Origin of the sequence: Methanobrevibacter sp., assembly GCF_050872065.1 — an archaeon.
Classification (GTDB): domain Archaea; phylum Methanobacteriota; class Methanobacteria; order Methanobacteriales; family Methanobacteriaceae; genus Methanocatella.
Genome location: NZ_JBNMGD010000084.1, coordinates 1 through 2,565, shown reverse-complemented (window position 1 = coordinate 2,565; position 2,565 = coordinate 1). Strand labels below are relative to the sequence as shown.

Annotated in this window: 2 protein-coding genes; one reads left to right on the top strand and one right to left on the bottom strand. The window is 29.6% G+C overall.

Annotation, left to right across the window (positions count from 1 at the left end):
• Positions 1 to 411: 411 nt before the first annotated feature.
• A complete protein-coding gene (locus ACR0P1_RS07755) occupies positions 412 to 1,674 on the bottom strand; it encodes an IS110 family transposase (protein ID WP_432645834.1) in 1,263 nt (420 codons plus the stop codon).
• 331 nt (positions 1,675 to 2,005) lie between these two features.
• On the opposite strand from ACR0P1_RS07755, the gene ACR0P1_RS07750 reads away from it, so the two are divergent.
• A partial coding sequence (locus ACR0P1_RS07750; protein ID WP_432645833.1) for a hypothetical protein occupies positions 2,006 to 2,565 on the top strand: 560 nt, incomplete at its 3' end.

The following is a 2,565-nucleotide window of genomic DNA, read 5'->3' as shown; positions in this document are numbered from 1 at the left end:
TGGTGTTGATTTAATAATTAAAGGAAATAAACCAAATGAAAGCATATCTAAAAAAATAGTAATAACAGCTATTTTAGAATGTATTACTAATACTGTTTAACATGCTAAGGGAACTCATGTTTTAGTTAATATTAAAGAAGATAATGAAATAATTGAAATAAATATTACAAATAATGGGAATCCGCCTCAAAAAGAAATAATAGAATGTGGAGGATTATCATCTTTAAGATCACTTGTCGAACAAGAAAAAGGAGAAATGTATATTCAAAGTTTACCAATTTTTAAATTAGTTATATTATTAAAGAAGCCTTTCGGTAAGAAGTAAAGATATATTTTACTGAAAAGTTGCGTTTTTAAAATTACGTCTAGAAAACGTTAAAAATTGTTCTTTGAAAAACTATTAGATTATGACTATTTAGGTTGATAAAGCTTATTTTGAGAGACGAGACTATAAATTAATCTGAGAACCTTTCTAGCAGTAAGTACACGAGCGCGAGGATAAGCGTGAGTTGTGACCTCAGATTTCTTTTTATCAAAATATTCTTTATATGATGGTATGTTTGAAATGATATTTTGTGTTGCTTCGATTAAGTAATATCTTAAATATGAATTTCCGTTTTTTTGCATCGGAGTGTCGGAAGCATCAAAATTTCCAGACTGTGTTTTTTTCCAAGTTAAACCTGCAAAATTAGCTAAAGCATCATCACTATTAAAATCACTAATTGAGCCTATTTCTGAAAGTATGCCTGAAGCATAAACCGGTCCAATTCCTGGTATAGAAATAAGTGAATTATATTCATTTTGATTATCTAAGCCTTTAATTAATAAACCGATTTGTTCTTCGACATCCTTAATTTGCTTTTCATAGGTTCTAATTAAACAAAAACTCGAAGCAATACATGCGTTAATTGGCTCATACATTATTTTATCTAGCCTATATGAAGCTCGGGCTGCAGATTGTAGTTTACTAGCAATCGCAAGTGGATCACCAATTTTATTTTTCGAGTACTTTCTTAAAGATGTTGCAAGCTTTTCCACTGGGGTGCTTGCAATTGTCTCTGGCGAAAAATAATTTGTTAGTATTTCAATAGCTGATGTTGAAAAACTATCTGAAAAAGTTCTAAAATCGTGTGATTTGTTATTAAATTCACTAAATTTTATGAAAATGTTATTTAAAACATACATCTTTTCTTGACATAGTAGGTCAATTAAATGCTTTCTATATCTTGTTAATCTTTGTAGTGCTAAACGCTGCTTTCCGCGGAATGGTTTTAGCATTTTAGTCCTTCCACATCTAGCAAAATCAGCGAGCATAAACGAATCAGAAGGATCCGATTTAGTCATGTCTATATAACTTTTTGAGTAATTTTTTGTCATTTTTGGGTTAACAACAAATACTGTTGTACCAACGGCATTTAGTAATTCTGATGATGACAAAAATAACCCAATATGAAATGAATATACTCCTGTTGATTCTAATACAATTTGGATAGAGTCAAATGAGTTATTCTTCTGAATCTCAACGATTTTACTTTGTAGGTTTTGAGATTCATCATTGTTGTTCTTAAAAGAACCTGAAAATAGTTTTTTTCCTTCAAAAGAAAGACAGCAAACTACATTAGAATCCTTTGAAACATCAATACCAACATACAAAGTTGTCAATGGGTTTGGCATATTAAACCTCTCTTTCACGATTAATTCTTGGTCCTAGCCGTGAAGGATGAAACAATCTCGCGTATTAGCACCTCTATCACATTAATAGTCTCAATAACGTGGTCTCGTGCAGCTTTCGAGTCAAAGTCTATTCAATCACGCAGGGTTGCTGGCTTCGTAAGCATCTTAAATGCAAGGGGCATAAGCACATTCCAAGTAAAATTCGTAATTTAATTTTATCACTAGGAGCCAAGAAAACTAACAGTTGTTTCAGTAGGGCTGTTAGGTATAAAACTTCAAATGATCAAATTGCTGTTTTATACATTTACTACTATACGAGGGGGGCATAATAATGAACAATAAATGTTTGTTAATAATAGGATTAGTACTTTCTACATTATCAATTAGTGGATGCTCAAATAATAATTATCAAAATGTTGATTATTTGGATGAAATAACTTTTTCAAAAAATCGATTAAAAAATGCAGATTTTAGTTTTAATTTTTCTTTCGGAGAAAAAAAGAAACAAACAATAAGAAAATATGAATCTTCTAGCAAAGAAACAAATAATCAATACGAACTCACTACTGATATGTTTGGATTATATGATGAAGAGACTAATTTATTCGATATTAATGTAAATTATCTTGATTCAATGAGAAATCAAGCCATTAATATTGTTGATAACTGTATTAATAATATTACCGTTTTAAATAAAGCAGTTCGAAATGATTTTAATGATAATTTTATCGATGTTTTAACTTTTGATGGCAATAATGATATAGTCCATGTCTATTCTAAAAAGGAAGATCATAATTTTGATATAGAACTTTATTATGATGATTATGGTAGAGAAGTCGTTAAAATGATTGATGTTTCACCAAATTATGGAAATATTATCGAGTATATTCC